Below are 18,558 nucleotides of genomic sequence, written 5' to 3' on the forward strand. Positions count from 1 at the left end.
CCGCTCCTAGAGCAGCAGGTCGGCCGCGACCAGTGTGATCCCGGCGCCGAGCCGGATGTAGGCATCGCCTACGCCGTTGCCGTCGAGATCGGCGACGAGAAACGTAGCCGTCGCGGTTGACTGAACGCGCAGTTCGCCGACATGGCCGGTAAAGGCCGCCGTGCCGAGGAAGGTGAAGGCCTGATCGCCAGCCAGCAGCGGGTCCGCGTCGATCTGGCGCAAGTCGATCCGGTCGCGCTCGGCGTGGCTGAAATCGGTGATGCGGTCTGCGGCCGCCGCCGTGCCCGCATCCTGCAGCGCTTCGCTGGTGAAGATGAACAGATCGGCATTGGCGCCGCCGGTCAGGGTATCCTTGCCGGTGCCGGTATCGAGCCTGTCGATACCTGCGCCGCCGAGCAGCATATCGTTGCCCGCGCCGCCATAGAGCTTGTCATCACCGCCATTGCCGCTGATCGTATCCGCACCGCCGAGGCCGACCAGAGTATTGACCGCGTTGTTGCCGACCAGCCGGTTTGCCAGCTCGTTGCCTGTCGCGTTGATGGCGGCCGCGCCGACCAGCGAGAGATTCTCGATGAAAACGCGGCCCCCGGCGGCGACCGAATAGGTCACGCTGCTAAGCACCTTGTCCACGCCGCCCGCATCGAGCGTCCCGCCGACTGTGCTGGTTTCATAGACGCGGTCACGCAGATCATCGACCATGTAGGTATCGTTGCCGGCACCGCCGAGCATGGCATCTGCACCGGCGCGGCCGTCCAGCACGTTATCCCCGCCATTGCCCGCCAGCGTGTTCACCAACGCATTGCCGGTGCCATCGAGCGGGTCCGTGCCCGCAAGGTTGAGGATCTCGACGTTGTCCGGCAGCGTCCAGGTGACGCTGGAGACCACCTTGTCGATGCCCTCACCGACCCGCTCGATCACCGTATCGAGAGCGTTCTCGACACGATAGGCATCGTTGCCGGCGCCGCCTTCCATGCGATCTGCCCCGCCATCCCCGCGCAGGTTGTCGTTGCCGCCGCCGCCGATCAGCGTATCGTTCCCGTTGCCGCCCTTCAGCATGTTGGCGCTGTCGTTGCCGGTGATCGTGTTCTGAAGCTCGTTGCCGGTGCCGGCGAGTGCGCCCGCTCCTGCCTTGAGCGTGAGGTTCTCGAGATTGGCCCCGAGCGTCCAAGCCAGATCGGCGATGACGGTGTCGGTGCCTTCGCCGGATTTCTCCATGATCTCGTCGGTGGTCTGGTGGACGAGGAACGTGTCATCGCCAAGCCCGCCAGTCAGGACATTGTGGCGTTCAACCCCGGTTGCCGTGGAAAGCGAGACAAGCACCTGGCTCGTCGAGGAAAAGAAAGGCGTGTTCGAGGTGAAGATCCGGATGACATAGGTACCCGCCGCCAGATCGCTGACATCGAAGGGCTCGTCCGTCACGTTGCTGGCAATCACGGTCTGGTTTGCGTCGATGAGCTCGACATTGAAGCCGTCCGGGACCGGCAGGGTGCTGCTGTTCTCGACAACAAGGTGACCGCCTGCGCCGACCACGACCTTGTAATAGGCGTCGGAGAAGAAGTTGCTGATGATGTCGAACTGCAGCACGGCGAGCGGATCGGCGCCCTGGCGCGCGGTGAAGGCCCCTTCGACCGCGCGCGCGTCGCCGAAGAAGCTTCCGTAGCCGAAGATCGGAGGCTCAGGTACTGCGTCGCCGATTCCGGCATCGAGGATGTCATTGCCCGCGCCGCCATCGATCAGGTCAGCGCCTGCGCCGCCGTTGATCGCATTGGCTCCGCTGCTGCCCTGCAGCGCATCGTTGCCGGCGCCGCCGAGAATCTCGATCTGCTCGATTCCGGAGTAAGTGATCCCGAGGCTGGCGATGGTGCCGTCCTTGCCATCGGCGAGGGCAAGCGCGCGCCCGTCACTCTGCGCCGTGAAATCGATGATCAGGCGGTCGGTGCCGTCTCCACCGATGAACGTGCCGCCGGACGCGCCATAGAGGGTGTCGTTGCCAGTGCCGCCATCAAGCAGATCGCCGACGCCGCCCTTCAGGATGTCATTGCCAACGCCGCCGAACAGGTGATCACCGCCCTGGCCACCGATAAGCGTATCGTTGCCGTCATCACCGTGGAGATCACTGCCGCCTTTGCTAGCTGTGATGGTATCGTTGCAACCCAGTCCGTGGACCGTTTGCGGCGCACCGCTGAGGTCGATGATGTCGTCGCCCGCCGTACCGTCCCTCGCGAGCAGATTGGCGAGGCGGTAGGGGCCACTGGCGCTGTCGAATATGCCGTGCACGCCGGTGCCGAGATCGATGATCCCCGCGCCGCCGTCAATTTCCAGACGATCGTTGTAAATCCTGACGGCGGTCGCGTTGAAAATGACCTCGGTGTAGGCATTGGCGAAGCCGGTGCGCGAGGCGTTGCGGATATTGATCGTGATGTCGGTCTGGTTGGGATCGAAGTAACCGACCGTGATGTATTGCCCGGGAAACTGCGAGAGATCAGTTGTCGCGCTGGCATCGGTCACGAACGCGATCTGTTCCGTCGTCGGCGCTCCGAGCGAAATGATACCGATGCCCCAGACTGTGAAACTGCTCTCTGCCGTCGTGGCGGAGGTGTAGAGGAGGACGCTGAACGAAGCCCCGTCATCACCCGCTCCGTCCGTGCTGATGTAGATGTAGTCATCCGCACCATGATCGACGACGCCATCGGAGCCCTCGTTGCCTGACGCGAAATACGTCGCCCGCAGCAGCCATGTCTGATCGTCGTCGATGGCGAGGCGGCGGGTGCGAGACATCCGATAATTCTTCCCTTGAAACTGAAGGATTGCGCCGGATCGGCGGTTTGCTTTACCACTCTTCGTCGCATGGGAAGTGCGTTTTGTCACGCCTCAGGGCGGCTCGGCATGCACGGGGGGGGGTGCACGATCAGATACAGCGCCTTCATCAGCTACAACCATCGCGACCGGAATTGGGCGGTCTGGCTGCACCGCGCGCTTGAGCGCTACAGCATTCCGCCCCGGCTCAGGGGCCGCGACTCTCCGTTCGGACCGCTGGGCAAGCGGTTGCCGCCAGTTTTTCGCGACCGGGACGAACTTGCCAGCGGGGCCGATCTTGCGGCGGCTGTCCGGCAAGGCCTCGAGGATGCCGCGTTCCTGATCGTGATTTGCTCGCCCAATGGCGCGCGGTCGCGCTGGGTCAACGAGGAGATCCGGGCCTTCATCGCGATGGGGCGGCGCGACCGGATCAGGCTGATCATCATCGGCGGGGAGCCGATGTCGGACGATCCCGAACTGGCCGCGCTCCCGCCGGCCATTCTCGAAGGTGCCGAGAGCGAACCGCTGGCAGCCGATGCGCGCCCCGGGCAGGATGGCAAGCAGGGGGCCAAGCTCAAGCTGCTCGCGGGGCTGCTGGGCGTTCCGTTCGACGAATTGCGCCAGCGCGAGGCGGCACGGCGGCAGCGCCGTCTCGCGATCATCGCGGGTGCATCGACTGTGGGGTTTGTGGTGACAACCGGGCTTGCCATCGCAGCTGTCATTGCGCGCAGCCAGGCCGAGGAAGCGCGCCGCATTGCCGAGCAGCGCACGATGACGGCGGAGCGCACCCTCTCGTTTGTGAAGGGCATGTTCCGCGTCTCCGATCCCTCGATCGCGCAGGGCGAGGGCGAGAAAATCACGGCCCGCGAAGTGGTCGATCGCGGTGCGCGCATGCTGGAGACGGGGCTCGAGAAGGAACCGGCCGCACGCGCCGACCTCGGCGTCACGCTGGCCGAAGTGTACAACGCGCTGGGATTGTACCAGCGCGGCTATTCGATCGTGAGCACCACCTTCCGCTTCCGCCACGGAGAGGGCGATGTGCATGTGCGCCAGCTCTCGACCTTGGCCGAAACGCAGGTTCTGCTGGGCGACTATGCGCTGGCGGCGAAGAATTTTCGCCGTGCGCAGGCACTGCTTGGCTCCCCGCGGGTGACACCGGCGCTGCGTTCGCGGGTGCTTGCAGGCCTCGGCCAGCTGCAATCGCAGGAGGGTGACGCCAAGGGCGCCGAAGTGCTGCTGCGCGAGGCACTGGCGGTCGACCGCAGCCTGGGCGCAGAGGGGCGCGCGGATGTCGCGCGTGATCTGGAAGCGCTTGGGACCAATGCGTTTCGCGTCAAGGACTACAGCCTTGCGCGCAAGCTTGCGGCCGAAGCGCTCGCGATCCGCCTTGCAGTCGAGGGGGAGAACAGCCCGAGTGTTGCAGACAATCGCAACACACTTGCCTCGATTGCCTATCTTTCGGGCGATCTCAAGGGGGCCGAGGCGATCTACCGGGCCAATCTGGTCAAGGACGAGCGCGTGCTGGGGCCGAAGCATCCCGATATCGGCATCACGCTCAACAATCTGGCGCGGATGCTGATCGATCAGCGCCGGTTTGCCGAGGCGGGGCCGCTGCTCGAACGCGCGATCGCCGTTGTGGAGGCGCAGCGCGGCACGACCTATGACGACCTCGTGCTGTTCTACAGCAACCTCGCGCTGGTGCGCGGCAATACGGGCAAGCGCGCGGAGGCGGAACGGCTGTTTGATCATGCGGTGCGGCTTGCGCGCGAAACCGACCATCCGATGCTGGGGCCGGTGCTGACCGATGCTGCCGAGAATGCCTGCCTGGGAGGCCACAGAGCTGCCGGGCTCGCGCTGCTGGGCGCGGCCGCGCCGGCCATCGCACGCGATCATGCCGGAACGCCGTGGCGTGGCGGCTGGCTCGAGAATGTGCGCGGTGCCTGCCTCGTCAAGGGGGGACAGCCGGGGGAGGGGAAGGCGATGATCGCGCGCAGCCGGGCCGCGGTGTTCCAGCGCTGGCCGGCGGGAACCTACATCGGCAGCGCCGCGCTTGCGCACGAAGCGCCTGTGCCATGAGCGGCGCGGTTCCCTCGGCCGTGCATGCCGCCGCGCATGAAGCGCTCGCGCGGGGCGATGTGTTTGCCGCCTACGACCTGGCAACAGGCGTCGCGCAGCAGGACGGCGAGCTGGCCTATATCGAGGTGCGCGCACTTGCCGGCATGGGCGACTGGCAGGGCGCGTTGAGCCGCTACGAGGCGGCCGGCGTTGGCGCACGCGGCGATATCGACAGCCTCGCGCTGCGCGGGCGGATTCTCAAGGATGCCGCCTTTGCCGCGCCGCCCGAAGCCCGCCACGTGCGGTTTGCCGAAGCGGCGGAGGCCTATGGCGCGGTCCACGCAGCCAAAGGCGACTACTATTCGGCGATCAACGCGGCGGCGATGGCGGCAATGGCGGGCGATGCAGCAACGGCGCAGCGCTTCGCCCGGACCGCACTCGAGGGTGCGCAAGACGCACCCGTTCAGGACTATTGGGCGCACGCCACGGCCGCCGAAGCGCTCCTGCTGCTGGGGCGCGGGGCCGAGGCTGAGGCCATGCTGCAGGCAGCCGCCGTGCGGGAGGGTGCGACGGTGGCGGCGCGCGCTTCGACCTACCGGCAGTTCACGGCGCTTCTGGCGAGCCCGGCCTGCGCTGGCGTGGCCGTTTCGCTCGATCCGATCCGTCCGCCGCGCACGGCAGTTCTCACTGGCCACATGTTTTGCGAGGATCCTGTTGCCGAGGCGCGGATCGCCGCTGCGGTCAGGGCAGCGCTCGAGGCCGAGCGGATCGGCGCCATGTTCGGTCCGCTCGCCTGCGGGGCCGATATCGTCATCGCCGAGACGTGCCTTGCGCTGGGCATCGAATTCCATGTGATTCTGCCGTTTGCCGAGGAGGATTTCCTTGCGCTCTCCGTCCGCCCTGGCGGGCCGGGGTGGGAAGCGCGGTTCCGCCGCTGCCTTGGGGCGGCGGTAACGATCCACCGGGCCTCGGCGATGCGCTATGTCGGGGACGACACGCAGATCGCCTTCGGCAGCGAGGTCGCGATGGGGCTGGCGCGGTTGCGCGCGGCGCAGCTGGGCGGCGAGGCGGTGCAGATCGCGGTCTGGGATAGTGCTTATGCAGGTGGTATCGCCGGGGCCGGGGCCGACGTGATGCGCTGGCGCTCGGTGGGCGGGCGCACCGTGGTGATCGATGGAGCGGGGCTTCCGCGCGCGCGCGGCTCCTTTACGCCGGTGCCCACCGCAGGGGCGGCGACGGAGCGTGCACTGCGGGTCATCGTGTTTACCGACTTCAAGGGCTTCTCGCGCCTGCCCGAACCGGTGATTCCGCAGTTCTGGAGCGATGTGATGGGGCGCTGCGGCGCGGTGCTGATGGCGCACCGCGCTGAAATCAGATGCCTCAACACCTGGGGCGATGCGCTGTATCTCGCGCTCGAAGACGTCCGCGCGGCAGCTGCGGTGCTCTGCGGCTTGCAGGAGGCGCTGGCCGGAATCGATGCGGAGGCGCTCGGCCTGCCGCCTGGCAGCGGTATGCGGATCGCAGCGCACTACGGTTCGGTCTATGCGGTTGACGATCCTGTGACGGGCATGCCGAACTATTACGGGACCGAAGTCTCGCGCGCGGCGCGGCTCGAACCGATCGCGCCGCCGAGGCAGGTCTATGTGACCGAGCCAATGGCCGCTGCCATCGAGATGACGTGCCGGGACGCATTCGTCTGTCGCTATGTCGGGCAGCGCGCGCTCGACAAGGACTTCGGGATCGAGCGGATTTACCGGCTCGAACGGAGCATGGTTAATGGCAGCTTTGTCATAAAGGACTCATGAGAATCGGCTACGCGTTGCCCCCTAATCGACCACGGAAATGATCGTGGCGGGGATCGGAATCGTCACGAGATGGGGCAAGCCACTGAATACCCGGTGATGTCTGGCGAGCGCGCTGCTGCGCCAGCCGGCGCTGCGCCGATTCCGCGCGCGGCCCATCCGCTGCGTTCGATGGCCTTCAGTGCGCTTCGGTTCGCCTCGGTGCTGATTGGCGCTGGTCTGCTGCTGCGCACGGCGTCAGCCGAATATGTTGTATCGGCACCGCAAGGCGGGTCGCCCCAGCCGGAGAGTCGCGAACCTGCAGCGAAGCCGCTTGCGCGGCTGAGTTTGCCCAAGCCCGATTTCGGCCAGCCGGCGAAGGCGCATGAGCGGGTGGCGCAGGCCGTTCCGAAGCGGGAAACCACGCAAACGGAGGCGGTTGCAAGGTTATCGGCGCCGATTGTCGGAACCTCTTCAGCCAAGGCGCCCGCCGCCATGATGCCGGCCGCCGAGGTGAAGCTGGAGAAAGACACCGGTGCGGTTGCAGCCGTGCTGCCTGCGGAGCGTCCTGCTTCCGAGGCGCCGCATATTGGTGCGACGGCCGCAGCGCTGCCTTCTCCGCCGCGTCAGCAGGTTGCTGGTGCTGGGCTTCTCTCGCCAGTCCGGATTGTCAGCGGCAGGCCGTCGCAAGCCCCTGCCACTGCGGCCCCCGCCCCAGCAGCGGCGCCGGTGCCGGTTGCCACGCCGCCGGTGGCGCAGCCGGTGCAGATAGCGCTGGCGCCTCCAGTCATGCGCCCCGGGCCGCGGACCACCGTGCTGACGACCGATGTGCGTGCCGAAATGCGCCGCCCGGCTTCGGCCTGGGACTATGCCGAGGCTCTGCCGGCGGAATTAAGCGGGCGTCCTGCCGCTGCGCCGCGCCAAGCGGCAAGCGTGCAGCCTGCCGTGCCGCCCGTACAGATGGCGATGCCCTCGACCGTCCAGGCACTTCAGCCCAAGGCGGCGGCTGCGCGAGGCGCCCGCGAAGCCGTGGTGGCAGCCGGGCGCGCCAAGCCGCTGCGCCAGCCGGAAGCACCCGTCGCAGCGCCGCGCAAGGTGGCTGCTGCGACCGGCGCGTCGCCCGCTGCGGCGGCACGCGTCGTACGCCCAGGGAAAGAGAAGAATGCGCCGCGCGTGCTCGCCCTGCTCGATCAGCCGGGCCCCGCGGATCGGCCGCGCACGGTGGTAGCCCTGCCCATCAGCGACCAGCGTCGCGGTCGGTTGGCGGTGCTGGAGCGTACTCCGTCTGCACGGCTGATCGCGGACAAGCGTCGCTATCGCCTGCGCGGCGTTCGTGCGCCGGACCCCCAGCAGGTTCCAGAGGACAAGGCCGGGACGTTCTCCGCCGTCGAATCCCCGCTCGGAGTGTCCTCCGAACAGCGCAGTGACCTTGGCGAAGCGGTTCTTGCCGATGCATCCGCCAGCGAGATCAGTCTGCGCGACAGGATCCCGCTTCCGGCCTTCTGAGCGGTCGCGGCGAACTCTCTTCGGCTGCAATTGTGCTTTTACGGTTGAATCGACGGGACAAGTGTGATTCTGTCACTTTGATGAAACGGCGCAGGACTTCCCTCAAGCTTCCTCGCGAGAGTCTGACGCAAAGCTTTGCTCTCGTCACGCTGCTCGTGCTCGGTGCGGTCGCGATTGCGGGGCCGAGCGGAGTGCTTGCTTGGACGGAAAATGCCCGCCTGCTCGAGCAGCACCAAGCCGAAGTGAAGCAGCTCGAGGCCGAGCGCGATCGGCTGCGCAACCGGGTGCACTTGCTCGATCCGCGTCATGCCGATCCCGATCTGGTCGGCGAATTGCTGCGCTCCGATCTCAACGTCGCGCATCCGGACGAGATCGTCATCCAGCGCAAGTGATGCCATCCGGCGTCAGCACCGCGACCCTTACGGAGCCATTCCGACATGACCGTCCATCACGGGCACGATGACGATGACGTCAGCGAAGCCGGCAAGATCCCCGTTCCTGAGCACGTGCAGGAAGCGATCCGCACGCTGATCCGCTGGTCGGGCGATGATCCGGAGCGGGAAGGCCTGCTCGATACCCCGCGCCGTGTAGCGCGTGCGTGGAAGGAATATTGCCAGGGTTATGGCGAGGACCCGGCCGCGCACCTTGCCCGCCAGTTCGAGGAAGTGGGCGGCTACAACGAGCTGGTCCTGCTCAAGGACATCCCCTTCCAGTCACACTGCGAACACCACATGGCACCGATCATCGGCAAGGCGGCGATTGCCTATCTGCCACGGAACAAGGTGGTCGGCATTTCCAAGCTGGCGCGCGTGCTCAATGCTTATGCGCGGCGATTGCAGATTCAGGAACGGCTGACTGCAGAAGTCGCGACCTGCATCTGGGACAACCTCAAGCCGCACGGCGTGGCCGTGGTGATCGAGGCGCAACACGGCTGCATGACCGGACGCGGCGTGCGCACGCCGGGTGTGGGCATGGTAACCAGCAGAATGATGGGGACGTTCCTTGAAGACAACCGCAGCCGCAAGGAAGTGCTCAGCCTGATGGGCTACTGATCGAGGAGGGTTCGGCGGACATATGCAGGGAATTGCACGACTTGCCGCCGGAGCGCTTTTGCTTGCCGCTCCTGCCACATGGGCGGCGCCCGCCATCCCGCCTGCAATCTACACCGATCCGCCGGCCGACGCGAAGCATCCCGCCCGAATGGAAGTGCTTCATATCCCGACCGGTGGGGTCGAGATCAATGGCGTGGCTTATCTCGCCGCAGGTGCGGGTCCCCATCCTACCGTCGTGATCTGCCATGGTCTTCCCGGCAACGAGAAGAACCTCGATCTCGCGCAGGCGTTGCGGCGGCGGGGCTGGAATGCGATCACATTCAACTATCGCGGTTCGTGGGGGAGCCCGGGCACTTACCGGTTTGGCCAGAACCCCGAGGATGCCCGTGCCGTGCTCGCGTTCCTGCGCGAGCCGGGAACGGCGGCGCGGCTTGGTATCGATAGCGGGCGCATGGCCATGGTCGGGCATTCGATGGGCGGATGGGTCACAGCGATGGCCGGCGCCGAGGAGCCCGACCTCAAGGGCCTCGTGATGATATCGGCAGCGGATCTGGGTCTGATCGGCCAGATGCCCGAAGCGGATCGGATCAAGCTGGTGGCCGAAAACAGCGAAACCTTGAACAATACGCCGCAAGCGCTTTCGGACGAGTTCGCGGCCCATGCAGCCGAGTGGGATTTCGTGAGCCGCGCCGGTGCCCTGAAGGCGACGCCGCTGCTGGTGCTCACGTCAGACGACGGCCTTGCCCCGCATGGCGATGCGCTGGTTGCTGCCGTGCGCAAGGCTGGCGGCAGCAAAGTTCAGGCGGCCCATGTCGCGACAGATCACAGCTGGTCGGACCATCGCATCGATCTTGAGGCGCGTGTGATCGGCTTCCTTGAGCCGCTGTTCTCGCGGTGACCGGCGTCTGCGCGAGTGTCGTAGCGGTCTGCCGTGACGGCGGGCACCGGTTTTCCAAGGGTGTGGCGGACGATGGGATCAGGCTCGTTGCCGGTCTCGGTGTTGAGGGTGATGCGCATAGCGGCGAGACGGTCAAGCATCGCTCGCGTGTGGCGGTTGATCCCTCACAGCCCAATCTGCGGCAAGTCCACCTGATCCACGCCGAACTGCTGGAGGAACTGGCCGAGAAGGGCTTCACCGTCTCTGCCGGAGGCCTCGGCGAGAATATCCTGACGCGCGGGATTGATCTGCTGGGGCTTGGAGCAGGATCTCAGCTCAGGATCGGCAAGGCCGTGATCGAGATCACCGGTCTGCGCAATCCCTGCGCCCAGATTGAGCGGTTCCAGGCGGGCTTGCTCGCCGCGGTGCTGGACAAGGCCGCGGACGGGTCGCTGATCCGAAAGTGCGGTGTGATGGGCATCGTGCTGCATGGCGGCGCTGTGCAGGTCGGCGATTCCATCATCGTCACGCCGCCTCCAGCGGGCCATCGCCCTCTCGCCCCGGTGTGACTGGTGCGGAGCAATCATATGTTGCCAAGCGGTCGTTCTCTGCACATCGAGGCCTGCCCATCATTCGTTTGGCCCCGGACATGACCGGGCGAATGCAGGAGACCGAACTATGAGCACAGGCATACTTGCCGCGAGGGCGGTGGTGACTCTGGCGCTGGTCGAGCAGGACCGTGCGCTGCTTCTGGCCGAAGCCGACAGCACGAGGGGCGCACCGCGTGAGAGCTAAACCCTTGGCCGGTCTGGCAAAGCTGATGCTGGCAGGGGGGATCGTGCTTCTGCCAGGTGAGGCAGTACGGGCACAATCATTTGATGCCGGGATCGAGGCGGCGAGCAATGATGTGCGCGCCGGGATCAGTTGGAGCGGCGGACGGGCCACGGTCTCGGCCGATGCGCTGCTTGATCTCGGACCGGTCGATACGTCGCTTCGGGTGGCAGCGCTGCGCGGCGCATCGCGTCATGCCGGGGCGGAGGCGGTGGCCGATGTGGCGGTCGGTCGCAACTGGGCGCTCGGCGCCGTTACACTTCGCACCGAGGCGGTTGGCCACGTCTTCACAGGCGCCGCGCAGCGCATGGATTTCGGCGAGCTTGTGGTCGGCGCCCGTTACGATCTCGGCCCGCTGCGGCTTGCGGCAACAGCCTGGTATGCCCCGGAGCAGAGCACGATCGGCGGCGACAACCTCCATCTTCGCCTCGCTGCCGACGGCGGGATTCCTGGCCTGCCGATCACATTGTTGGTAAGCGTGGGCCATACAACGGGAGGCGGCAGTGATCCCCGAGCAGCGCGGTTGCGACCGGGCGGGGACTACACGGATTGGAAGCTGGGCGCAGAATACACGCGCTATCCGCTGACATTCGGGATCGACTACGTGGGGACCTCGGTGGCTGAAGATCGGGCAGCAACCTCTGCTTTTGCGGATCTTGCGGGAGCCGGTGACCGCGTGGTCGCGCGAGTGCGGTTCTCGTTCTGAGATTGATCAGAACAGCGATCACTGTGCGCATTTTGATGGTCAAATACGATCACTGCCATGAAGTTTACTCGCTTCCCGCCATAAGCCGCGAGGCGTAGCTTTGTTCCATCGAACACGCGATGGAGTCTCTCCCCATGAACATGCAGACCGGCGATGCCGCGGGCGGTTGCCCCGTCCACAAAGGTGCCGCGCGCGCCCTTTTGGGCCGTACGAACAAGGATTGGTGGCCCGAGGCGCTGCCGGTCGACATTCTCCACCAGGGCGGCGTTTCGCCCGATCCCACCGACCCCGGTTTCGACTATGCCGAAGCCTTCAAGGCGCTCGACTACGCTGCGCTCAAGGCTGATCTCACCGCGCTGATGACCGACAGCCAGCCCTGGTGGCCGGCTGACTACGGGCACTATGGCCCCTTCTTCATCCGTATGGCCTGGCACGCTGCGGGCACGTATCGCACTGCCGATGGGCGCGGGGGCGCCAACAGCGGCCAGCAGCGGTTCGCCCCGCTCAATTCCTGGCCCGACAACGGCAATCTCGACAAGGCGCGGCGCCTGCTCTGGCCGATCAAGGCTAAGTACGGGAAGCATATCTCGTGGGCCGACCTCTTCGTGCTCGCTGGGAATGTCGCGATCGAATCGATGGGTGGGCCAGTATTCGGTTTCGGCGGCGGCCGCGCCGACGTCTATGAACCCGAGCGCGATATCTACTGGGGTCAGGAGCCGCACTGGGTGGATTCGGCTGAAACGCGCATCCAGCCCGAGAAGGGAATGGACCTCGAGGAGCCGCTCGCCGCTATCCAGATGGGGCTGATTTACGTGAACCCGGAAGGGCCGGGCGGGATGCCTGATCCGCTCGCCTCGGCGCGCGACATCAAGATCACGTTTGCGCGCATGGCGATGAACCTCGAAGAGACTGTGGCGCTCACCGCCGGGGGGCACACCTTCGGCAAGGCGCACGGCGCTGGGGATGCCGCGAAAGTCGGCCCGGCGCCGGAAGCGGCGGACATCACCGCGCAGGGCTTTGGCTGGCTCAGCACGCACGGAAGCGGCGTGGGCGGCGATGCAATCACGAGCGGCATCGAGGGGGCGTGGGTCAACACACCGACCGAATGGTCGGGCAACTACTTCCGCCTCCTGCTCGACTATGAGTATGAGCTTGTTCGCTCGCCCGCAGGTGCGCACCAGTGGCAGCCGATCGGCCAGCGCGAGGAAGACAAGGCGCCGGCAGCGCACGATCCTTCGCTGCGTGTGCCGACGATGATGACGACGGCCGACATGGCGCTCAAGGTCGATCCCGAGTTCCGCGCGATTTCCGAGCGGTTCCGGAATGACCACGAGGCGTTCAAGGATGCGTTTGCACGCGCCTGGTTCAAGCTCACTCACCGCGATATGGGCCCCAAGGTGCGTTACCTTGGGCCGGAAGTCCCGGCGGAAGACCTGATCTGGCAGGATCCGGTGCCGGCGGGGCTGGTACCTTCGCCCGATGTGGAGGCTGCGTTCAAGGCCGCGATCCTTGGCTCTGGGCTGAGCATCGGCCAGCTCGTCAAGTCGGCCTGGGCTTCGGCTTCGACGTATCGGCGCACCGACCACCGCGGCGGAGCCAATGGTGCGCGCATTCGCCTCGCGCCGCAGAAGGACTGGGCGGTCAACGATCCGGCCGAGCTCGCCGAAGTCCTGTCGAAGATCGAGGCCCTGCGCGGCAGCCTTTCCATGGCCGATGCTATCGTTCTGGCCGGTACTGCGGCGGTCGAAGCGGCGGCCAAGGCAGGCGGCTTTGATGCGGCAGTGCCCTTCACCGGTGGGCGCGGCGATGCGAGCGAGGCGTGGACCGATGCCGAGAGCTTCGCAGTGCTGGAGCCCCGCGCCGATGGCTTCCGCAACTACCTTGCGGCCAGGCATTCGGTGAAGACCGAGGAACTGCTGATCGACAGGGCCTCGCTGCTTGGACTGTCGGCGCCCGAAATGGCGGTGCTTGTCGCGGGTCTGCGCGTGCTCGGCGCCAACCACGGCGGCAGCGACCGGGGCGTGTTCACCGATCGCGTGGGTGTGCTCACCAACGACTTCTTCGTGAACCTGCTAGATATGGGCACCGTATGGAGTGCGGTCGAGGGCAGCGGCGAAGAGGAGTTCCTCGGGCGCGACCGGGCGACCGGCGCGGTCAAGTGGCGGGCGAGCCGGGCGGACCTCGTGTTCGGCTCCAACAGTCAGCTGCGCGCGGTGGCGGAAGTCTATGCCGAAGCGGGCGGCGAGACGAAGTTCGTGCGCGACTTCATCAAGGCCTGGACCAAGGTGATGAACGCGGATCGCTTCGACATCGCCTGATCAGCCCGTGTGATCAGCCCGCCAGGGTTCGCTGGAACAGCCGCCTGATCAGCCACGGCTCGAGCAGGCGGCCCAGCAGCCACAAGGCGGCAAAGATGCCGGCGAAGACATAGGCGGGGGTGGGGGAGAAGCCGTCCTTCTCCCCCTTGCCGTCCTTCTTCTTGTCGTCCTTCGGCTTTTCAGGAGCAGGTGCGCCGAGGAACTTGTCGACGGGATTGAGCTGGATCTCGCCCTTCTTGTCCTTCTTTGCTTCGTCCTTCTTGGCCTTTTCTTCCGCCTTGGGCTTTTCGAGCGAGCCCAGATATACCGTCAGCTGGCCGACCGCGAGGAACAGCAGCGGGGCAAGGAAACAATAGAGCAGCGCGCGGCTGACGAGATGGTAGCGCAGCACCGCGCCCTCTCCGGCGGGATCGATGCGCAAGGTGCCGTGATCGACAACCGAAAGCGGATCCTGCGCAAGCTGGTCGCGCTTGGTCACCTTCACAAGGTCGCCCATCCGCGCGTGGGTTGTGCCCGAATGCGCAAACAGCGGATCGAGCTTCGCGAAAGCCTCGTCAGCGGACTGCCCATCCGCAAGCGGGACTTCGCCGCGAATATGCCAGATCCATGCGATCCAGCGCAGCGCCGATCCTGTCCCGCCCATGGATGAAACCATTCCGCCGTTCGGTGTGCTGAGCGATGCCACCCGCTATTCCGCCGGCACAGCAGAATGGTCGTCGAAGAACGGTTCGCGCGTCTTGCGCTCCTTGTAGGCCTTCCACCCTTCGGTAAAGGGGTAGAGCATCTGTTCGCGGATCGACATGCGCCGCCCGCCTTCCATGCCGAGCAGCTCGGCCTCGCCATCGATGCACGTGCCGAACATGCGGTCGATGAAGATGAAGGTGTTCGCGTAATTGCTGCGGGTCGATTCAAAATCCTGCGAATGGTGAAGGCTGTGGTGCTCGGTGGTGTTGAATGCCCAGCGCCACCAACGCGGCGAATTGAAGCGCACGTTGATGTGCTGATAGGCGCCCACCGACATGCCGATTGCGCCTGCCAGCAGGAAGGCGCGCGGCAGGAAATCGAACAGGCCGCCGATCCCGAGGCCGATCAGGAACAGCTCGACCGGGTTGCCCACCGCGCCTTTGTGAACGTTGAGCTGGGTGATGTAGTGGTGCACCGAATGCGGAAGCCACAGGGGATACCAGTTGTGCATGCCGCGATGCATCCAGTACTGGCCGAAATCGAAAATGAACAGGATCAGGAAGGCCTGAACGAGCAAGGGCAGGCCCGTGAACCACGCAAACTTTTCGAGATGGAGGCCTGACTGCAGTGCTTCGATCGCAACGTCGCTGCCGATGTAGTTCTCGGCCAGATTGACCATCGTGTAGGACACGCCGACGTAGAACAGATCGGTCGCGAGTTCCTTCCAAGTGATGCGCCAGCTTTCATGGCGCGGGTTCGTCAGCTCGAGGATCTGGAGAAGCACTCGAAAGCCGATGCCGATGCCGATGGCAGTCGAAGCTTTGGCGATCGAGTTTGGCGCATAGTACCAGAAAGCGATCATCCCGAAGAAGACCGCAGGCTGGAACCAGGTGAAGAACAGGCGCTTGAAGGGGCCGCCTTCGACCTTGGGGATGTTTTCCCACCCGATCGTTACCGGCGACTGGGTTCCGACAATTCGCTTCCCGACTCGTATACCGTCCATCATGCGTCCCCATGGTGCGGTGCAGCGAGGGGGAGGATGGCAAATATTTGACGGTCGTCAAGCCCGCAGAACCGGGACTTTCGGGCTAATTCATGCCGCAGTGCTGCGCCGTATGCGCTGCACTGCGGCATGAGTATTACGAATTATTACGTCAGAGGTTCTCGAGCACATACTCGGCCGAGGAAACCTTGAAGTCGCCCGGGGCTTCGACGTGGAGCTGTTCGACGGTCCCATCGTTGATAACCATGGCGAAACGCTGGCCACGGATGCCAAGGCCGAAGCCGGTGCCATCCATGGTGAGGCCGAGCGCCTTGGCGAAATCGCCGTTGCCGTCGGCCAGCATGGTGACGTCCGCCGAACCGGCCGCCGCGCCCCAGGCCTTCATCACGAAGGGATCGTTGACCGCAGTGCAGGCGATCTCGTCGATGCCCTTGGCGCGGATGGCGTCGGCCTTCTCGACGAAGCCCGGCAGGTGCTTGGCCGAGCAGGTCGGGGTGAACGCACCCGGGACCGAGAACAGCGCGACGCGCTTGCCGGCAAAGTATTCGGCGGACTGCACCGCATCGATGCCGTCGGCGGTGGCTTTCACCAGCTTCACGTCGGGCAGCTTGTCTCCAACCGCAATAGTCATGGGCAAGGATCCTCTTTCTGTTGATCTGTGCGTTGATGCGCGAGGGTGGATATAAGCGCGCAGTGTGACAGCGCAACCACTGCGGCAATCACCAGACAGCCGGTCCGGCGCATGGTTAAGTCCGCTTCACCGCGAGTCTTGAAGAACCGGTAAATCCTGAAAGCGAGAGTTGTTCCCGAAGCTGGGAGGCTTTGAGGGGAGATTCGGGACATGCGCCATGAAAAGCTTTCACGTACGATCACCGGCGGGGCCATCGCCTGCGCGATGGTGGCGTCGGCCACGACATCCGCCAGCGCGGCGCCAACATGCTGGTCGGCCGACCTCGTTCGGGCGGCAAAGCTCAGGCAGCTTGATGTCATGCTGATGGTCGGCTCGTTGCGCTGCCGCAGCACCGGACAGGATTATCGTGCCGCCTACGACCGCTTCCTGCTTCGCCACCGGCCCGCGCTGGGCAAGGCAAACATGGCTATTCTTGGCGAAATGCGCGGGCGCTTGGGTTCGGTCGGCGCGCTCGACACGCTCGACCGGGCAAGCGTGCGCATGGCCAATCGATATGGCGAGCAGGCAGGTTATGGCTGCGGCGATCTGGCCGAGGTGACTGCCGCACTGGCCGAGAGCGGCGGCGAGGCGCTGGTGTCCGCAGCCGAAACTCTGGTTGGCGAGGATGTGGCGCTCGAGGCCTGCCCGGTGCAGGTGGCGGTGGCCTCGCTGCCCGTCCGCCGCAAATAGCTGCGGGTTCGCCGCGGGGTGATATAAAGACTTCTTTATATACCAATTGCGCAAAGACGAGAGGCCCGCTAAGGGGGTGGCATGCGAGCCCACCTCCCGGCGGGCTTTTTGTCGTTTGAAATGCAATCTTGGAGACTGCCTCGTGGCCAGCGTGCTTGACGCCCGAAAAGACTATGTGATCGCCGATATCGGCCTTGCCGACTTCGGGCGCGCCGAGATCAGGATTGCCGAGACCGAAATGCCCGGTCTGATGGCGCTGCGCGAGGAGTTCGGCCCTTCGCAGCCGCTCAAGGGCGCGCGCATCACCGGTTCGCTCCACATGACGATCCAGACCGCCGTGCTGATCGAGACGCTTGTCGCACTCGGCGCCGAAGTGCGCTGGGCGACCTGCAACATCTTCTCGACGCAGGACCACGCCGCGGCCGCCATCGCCGCTGCCGGCATCCCGGTCTTCGCCGTGAAGGGCGAGAGCCTGGCCGATTACTGGGACTACGTCGGGTCGATCTTCGATTGGGGCGATGATCTCACCGCCAACATGATCCTCGACGATGGCGGCGATGCCACGATGTTCGCGCTGTGGGGCGCGCGCGTCGAGGCGGGCGAGACGCTGTTCGAGCCGAGCAACGCCGAGGAAATCGAGTTCGTCCGCGCGCTGACGGCGTTCCTGAAGAAGAAGCCGGGCTACCTCACCGCTTCGGTGAAGGCCATCAAGGGCGTCTCCGAAGAGACCACCACCGGCGTCCACCGGCTCTACCAGATCGCCAAGGATGGCAAGCTGCCGTTCCCCGCGATCAACGTGAACGACAGCGTGACCAAGTCGAAGTTCGACAACCTCTATGGCTGCAAGGAATCGCTGGTCGACGCGATCCGCCGCGCGACAGACGTGATGCTGGCCGGCAAGGTTGCCTGCGTTGCGGGCTTTGGTGATGTTGGCAAGGGTTCGGCCGCTTCGCTCCGCCAGGGCGGCGCGCGCGTGATGGTCACCGAAATCGATCCGATCTGTGCGCTGCAGGCGGCGATGGAAGGCTATGAAGTCGTCACCATGGAAGAAGCGGTGAAGCGCTGCGACATCTTCGTGACGGCGACCGGCAACGAAGACGTTATCACCGCCGATCACATGAAGGCGATGAAGCCGATGTCGATCGTGTGCAACATTGGCCACTTCGACAGCGAGATCCAGATCGCGGCGCTGTCAAACTACAAGTGGACTGAAGTGAAGCCGGGCACCGACCTTGTCGAGTTCCCCGACGGCAAGCAGATCATCGTGCTCGCCAAGGGCCGCCTGGTGAACCTCGGCTGCGCCACCGGCCACCCCAGCTTCGTGATGAGCGCAAGCTTCACCAATCAGACGCTGGCGCAGATCGAGCTGTTCACGAAGGCCGATCAGTACAAGAATGAAGTCTACGTGCTTCCCAAGCACCTCGACGAAAAGGTCGCGGCGCTGCATCTTGCCAAGCTCGGCGTTCAGTTGACGACGCTTTCCGAGAAGCAGGCGTCCTACATCGGTGTCTCGCAGCAGGGTCCGTTCAAGCCGGATCATTACCGCTACTGAGCCAAGCCTCAGGCACACGCAGGGGCCTTGGCGCCGC

Annotated in this window: 15 protein-coding genes; 11 read left to right on the forward strand and 4 right to left on the reverse strand. The window is 65.2% G+C overall.

What is annotated here, in order from left to right:
* Nucleotides 1-6: 6 nt before the first annotated feature.
* Nucleotides 7-2,778, reverse strand: a complete 2,772-nt coding sequence (locus Q0082_RS14930) for a calcium-binding protein (RefSeq protein ID WP_298194098.1) — start codon at nucleotides 2,776-2,778, stop codon at nucleotides 7-9.
* Nucleotides 2,779-2,886: 108 nt separating this feature from the next.
* On the opposite strand from Q0082_RS14930, the gene Q0082_RS14935 reads away from it, so the two are divergent.
* The 9 genes from Q0082_RS14935 to katG all read left to right on the forward strand — a co-directional run bounded on the left by Q0082_RS14935 (nucleotide 2,887) and on the right by katG (nucleotide 13,922).
* Nucleotides 2,887-4,872, forward strand: coding sequence for a toll/interleukin-1 receptor domain-containing protein (locus tag Q0082_RS14935; RefSeq protein ID WP_298194100.1), 1,986 nt, complete (start codon nucleotides 2,887-2,889; stop codon nucleotides 4,870-4,872).
* Complete coding sequence (locus tag Q0082_RS14940) at nucleotides 4,869-6,656, forward strand: adenylate/guanylate cyclase domain-containing protein (RefSeq protein ID WP_298194102.1); 1,788 nt, start codon at nucleotides 4,869-4,871, stop codon at nucleotides 6,654-6,656. Before Q0082_RS14935 ends, Q0082_RS14940 begins: the two co-directional genes overlap by 4 nt.
* Nucleotides 6,657-6,752: 96 nt before the next feature.
* Nucleotides 6,753-8,138 carry a hypothetical protein gene (locus tag Q0082_RS14945; RefSeq protein ID WP_298194104.1) on the forward strand — a complete coding sequence of 462 codons (1,386 nt, stop codon included), beginning with the start codon at nucleotides 6,753-6,755 and terminating at the stop codon, nucleotides 8,136-8,138.
* An 80-nt stretch (nucleotides 8,139-8,218) separates the two neighbouring features.
* A complete protein-coding gene (locus tag Q0082_RS14950; RefSeq protein WP_298194106.1) occupies nucleotides 8,219-8,530 on the forward strand; it encodes a septum formation initiator family protein in 312 nt (103 codons plus the stop codon).
* Nucleotides 8,531-8,575: 45 nt separating this feature from the next.
* Nucleotides 8,576-9,190 (forward strand): GTP cyclohydrolase I FolE, encoded by a 615-nt coding sequence (gene folE / locus Q0082_RS14955; protein WP_298194107.1) that lies wholly within the window; start codon nucleotides 8,576-8,578, stop codon nucleotides 9,188-9,190.
* A 22-nt stretch (nucleotides 9,191-9,212) separates the two neighbouring features.
* Entirely contained in the window at nucleotides 9,213-10,088 is an 876-nt protein-coding gene (locus Q0082_RS14960; RefSeq protein ID WP_298194109.1) for an alpha/beta fold hydrolase, read from the forward strand.
* Nucleotides 10,085-10,636, forward strand: a complete 552-nt coding sequence (locus Q0082_RS14965) for an MOSC domain-containing protein (RefSeq protein WP_298194110.1) — start codon at nucleotides 10,085-10,087, stop codon at nucleotides 10,634-10,636. The genes Q0082_RS14960 and Q0082_RS14965 overlap by 4 nt, the downstream gene beginning before the upstream one ends.
* Before the next feature lie 230 nt (nucleotides 10,637-10,866).
* Complete coding sequence (locus Q0082_RS14970; RefSeq protein WP_298194111.1) at nucleotides 10,867-11,604, forward strand: TorF family putative porin; 738 nt, start codon at nucleotides 10,867-10,869, stop codon at nucleotides 11,602-11,604.
* A gap of 134 nt (nucleotides 11,605-11,738) precedes the next feature.
* Nucleotides 11,739-13,922: a catalase/peroxidase HPI gene (gene katG / locus Q0082_RS14975; protein WP_298194113.1), complete on the forward strand. Its 2,184-nt coding sequence runs from the start codon at nucleotides 11,739-11,741 to the stop codon at nucleotides 13,920-13,922.
* A 13-nt stretch (nucleotides 13,923-13,935) separates the two neighbouring features.
* Here the strand turns inward: katG and Q0082_RS14980 are convergent, their stop codons facing one another.
* The 3 genes from Q0082_RS14980 to Q0082_RS14990 form a co-directional block, all read right to left on the reverse strand.
* Nucleotides 13,936-14,565, reverse strand: coding sequence for a hypothetical protein (locus tag Q0082_RS14980; protein WP_298194116.1), 630 nt, complete (start codon nucleotides 14,563-14,565; stop codon nucleotides 13,936-13,938).
* 45 nt (nucleotides 14,566-14,610) lie between these two features.
* Nucleotides 14,611-15,609: a sterol desaturase family protein gene (locus tag Q0082_RS14985; RefSeq protein WP_298194206.1), complete on the reverse strand. Its 999-nt coding sequence runs from the start codon at nucleotides 15,607-15,609 to the stop codon at nucleotides 14,611-14,613.
* A gap of 151 nt (nucleotides 15,610-15,760) precedes the next feature.
* Entirely contained in the window at nucleotides 15,761-16,240 is a 480-nt protein-coding gene (locus Q0082_RS14990; RefSeq protein WP_298194117.1) for a peroxiredoxin, read from the reverse strand.
* 210 nt (nucleotides 16,241-16,450) lie between these two features.
* Between Q0082_RS14990 and Q0082_RS14995 the strand changes: the two genes are divergently transcribed.
* Nucleotides 16,451-16,969, forward strand: a complete 519-nt coding sequence (locus Q0082_RS14995; RefSeq protein WP_298194119.1) for a hypothetical protein — start codon at nucleotides 16,451-16,453, stop codon at nucleotides 16,967-16,969.
* Between the two features lie 142 nt (nucleotides 16,970-17,111).
* Nucleotides 17,112-18,521: an adenosylhomocysteinase gene (gene ahcY / locus Q0082_RS15000; RefSeq protein ID WP_298194121.1), complete on the forward strand. Its 1,410-nt coding sequence runs from the start codon at nucleotides 17,112-17,114 to the stop codon at nucleotides 18,519-18,521.
* Nucleotides 18,522-18,558: the final 37 nt, after the last annotated feature.

It is taken from the genome of Novosphingobium sp. (assembly GCF_027489515.1).
Classification (GTDB): domain Bacteria; phylum Pseudomonadota; class Alphaproteobacteria; order Sphingomonadales; family Sphingomonadaceae; genus Novosphingobium.

Bases quoted from the DNA above. Each gene is read 5' to 3' on its own strand.
- Q0082_RS14930 (WP_298194098.1), bottom strand. From the start codon at position 2,778: ATGTCTCGCACCCGCCGCCTCGCCATCGACGACGATCAGACATGGCTG.
- Q0082_RS14940 (WP_298194102.1), top strand. From the start codon at position 4,869: ATGAGCGGCGCGGTTCCCTCGGCCGTGCATGCCGCCGCGCATGAAGCG.
- Q0082_RS14990 (WP_298194117.1), bottom strand. From the start codon at position 16,240: ATGACTATTGCGGTTGGAGACAAGCTGCCCGACGTGAAGCTGGTGAAA.
- Q0082_RS14980 (WP_298194116.1), bottom strand. From the start codon at position 14,565: ATGGGCGGGACAGGATCGGCGCTGCGCTGGATCGCATGGATCTGGCAT.
- Q0082_RS14960 (WP_298194109.1), top strand. From the start codon at position 9,213: ATGCAGGGAATTGCACGACTTGCCGCCGGAGCGCTTTTGCTTGCCGCT.
- katG (WP_298194113.1), top strand. From the start codon at position 11,739: ATGAACATGCAGACCGGCGATGCCGCGGGCGGTTGCCCCGTCCACAAA.
- Q0082_RS14995 (WP_298194119.1), top strand. From the start codon at position 16,451: ATGCGCCATGAAAAGCTTTCACGTACGATCACCGGCGGGGCCATCGCC.
- Q0082_RS14935 (WP_298194100.1), top strand. From the start codon at position 2,887: ATGCACGGGGGGGGGTGCACGATCAGATACAGCGCCTTCATCAGCTAC.
- Q0082_RS14945 (WP_298194104.1), top strand. From the start codon at position 6,753: ATGTCTGGCGAGCGCGCTGCTGCGCCAGCCGGCGCTGCGCCGATTCCG.
- Q0082_RS14950 (WP_298194106.1), top strand. From the start codon at position 8,219: ATGAAACGGCGCAGGACTTCCCTCAAGCTTCCTCGCGAGAGTCTGACG.
- Q0082_RS14985 (WP_298194206.1), bottom strand. From the start codon at position 15,609: ATGGACGGTATACGAGTCGGGAAGCGAATTGTCGGAACCCAGTCGCCG.
- folE (WP_298194107.1), top strand. From the start codon at position 8,576: ATGACCGTCCATCACGGGCACGATGACGATGACGTCAGCGAAGCCGGC.